Origin of the sequence: Microcystis sp. M_QC_C_20170808_M3Col, assembly GCF_007095505.1 — a bacterium.
Classification (GTDB): Bacteria; Cyanobacteriota; Cyanobacteriia; order Cyanobacteriales; family Microcystaceae; genus Microcystis.
The window spans coordinates 1-2,693 of sequence record NZ_SFBY01000050.1 but is presented as its reverse complement, the minus strand read 5'-3'; the positions used below and the strand labels follow the sequence as shown (position 1 = coordinate 2,693).

General features: G+C 35.4%; 1 protein-coding gene. It reads left to right on the top strand.

Annotated elements, in window-relative coordinates:
- On the top strand, positions 1–2,693 hold a 2,693-nt coding region (locus tag EWV84_RS02780), incomplete at both ends, for a LamG domain-containing protein (RefSeq protein ID WP_287076291.1).

The window sequence follows — 2,693 nt, the reverse complement described above, 5'->3', positions numbered from 1 at the left end:
TTATCTAATGGTAATATAGTCGTTCGGATCTGGAATAATGAAGTAATTGCTAGTAGTGGACTCAATTTAGCTGATGGAAAATGGCATCATGTCGCTCATGTTTTTGGTGCATCGGTAGGAGGTCAACAGATTTATGTTGATGGTCAATTAGTTGCATCAGGATCAAGAACTATATCAGATTTTAATTGGCAAGATAAGATTAGTATTGGTTATTCTGCTGATTCTGGTTATTTCAAAGGTGAAATTGATGAAGTACGAGTTTGGAATGTGGCTAAAACTCAAGCTCAAATTCAGACTTATTATAATCGCAATCTGACAGGAAAAGAGCAAGGATTAGCGGGTTATTGGAACTTTGACGAAACATCAGGAAATACGGTCAATGATTTAAGTAGTAATAATAATAATGCTACGTTAATTAATGGAATACAGCGCACAGTAGCTAATTCTAATTCTATCACAAGACCTGAAGGAAAAGCTCTCTATTTTGATGGGGTGAATGATTACATCAATATGGGAGTTAAACCGAGTTTTAAAGTTAGTACGAATTTAACTTTGGAAGCATGGATTAATCCTCAACAGGATTCTCGTACTCGTCTAATTGTCGGACGAGAAGGAGAATATCTTTTAGCAATTAGTGGTTTAGATAATACTATTCACTATGCAATAGCTAACTCAAATCCAGGATGGAATTGGATTAGTACAGGATATGGAGTTAAATCAAATCAGTGGAGTCATATTGCCTTTAGTTTTGAAAATGGACGCATTAAAACTTATGTAAATGGCTCATTAATTTATACCTATGATGGAGTAGGTACAATTGGAGATGTTTCCAGTCAAGATGAATTAAGAATAGGAAATCGCCAGTGGAATAATACTGACTTTTTCAAGGGGCAAATCGATGAGGTAAGAGTTTGGAATGTTACCAAAACTCAAGCAGAAATTCAAGCTAATCTCAATCAAAAGTTAACAGGCAATGAACAAGGATTAGCAGGTTATTGGAACTTTGAGGAAGCTACAGGAAACACGGTTAATGATTTAACAGCTAATAAAAATAATGGAACGTTAATTAATGGGGTACAGCCCACACTAGCTAATGCTAATCCAATCACGCGACCTGAAGGAAAAGCTCTCTATTTTGATGGGGTAAATGATTATATTAATGCTGGAGTTAAACCAAGCTTAGAGCTTAGTAAAACTTTCACCATAGAAGCATGGATTAACCCTCAGAAACAAATCCAACAATACGGGGGAATTATTGTTAACCGAGAAGGAGAATATCAGGTTATTATTGGTGCTGATGGCACACTTGTTTGGGCATTTGCTAATTCGAGTCCTGGATGGACTGGTATTAGTACGGGTTATGTTGTCAAAACGAATGAATGGACACATATTGCAATTAGCTATGACAATGGATTAATTAAAACCTATGCCAATGGATTATTAGTTCATACCTATGATGGTGCAGGAAGTCTCGGAGATGCTCATCCTAATGAAGATGAGTTTCGGATTGGTTATAGACAAGCTGGATTTTCACAATATTTCAAAGGAGAAATCGATGAAGTAAGAGTTTGGAACATTACTCGAACTCAAGCAGAAATTCAAGCTAATCTCAATCAAAAGTTAACAGGAAATGAACAAGGATTAGTCGGTTACTGGAACTTTGAAGAAACCACAGGAAACACAGTTAATGATTTAACAACTAATAAAAATAATGGTCTATTAATTAATGGAGTTCAGCGCACAGTAACTAATTCTAATTCTATCACAAGACCTGAAGGGAAAGCACTCTTTTTTGATGGTGTAAATGATTACATTAATGTCGGAGTTAAACCAAGCTTAAAAGTTAATAATAACCTCACTATAGAAGCATGGATTAATCCCCAACAAGATTCCCGTACCCGTATAATTGTTGGACGTGAGGGAGAATATCTTTTAGCAATTAGTGGAGCGGATAATACCCTCTTTTATGCAATAGCTAACTCAAATCCAGGATGGAATTGGATTAGTACAGGATATGGAGTTAAATCAAATCAGTGGAGTCATATTGCCTTTAGTTTTGATAATGGACGGATTAAAACCTATGTTAATGGACAATTGATTTATACCTATGATGGAATGGGAACAATTGGAGATGTTGTAGCAAATCAAGATGATTTGAGAATTGGAAATCGGCAAGTAAATGGGATTGAATTTTTCAAAGGAGAAATCGATGAAGTAAGAGTTTGGAATGTTACTCGTACTCAAGCAGAAATTCAAGCTAATCTAAATCAAAAGTTATCAGGAAATGAACAAGGATTAGTTGGATATTGGAACTTTGAAGAAAGTGCAGGAAATACGGTTAATGATTTAACAGCTAACAAAAATAATGGCACATTAATTAATGGAGTTCAGCGCACAGTAACTAATTCTAATCCAATTGCAAAACCAGAAGGAAAAGCACTCTTTTTTGATGGAGTTAATGACTACATACAAGTTAACTTGAATGAACCAGAAACAGAAGTTACCCATGAATTATGGTTTAAAACTACATCCTTGAATGGGGGATTATTTTCTGTTATAGCAGGGTCAGGAGGACATGATCGCAGTATTCATTTATCTAATGGTAATATAGTCGTTCGGATCTGGAATAATGAAGTAATTGCTAGTAGTGGACTCAATTTAGCTGATGGAAAATGGCATCATGTCGCTCATGT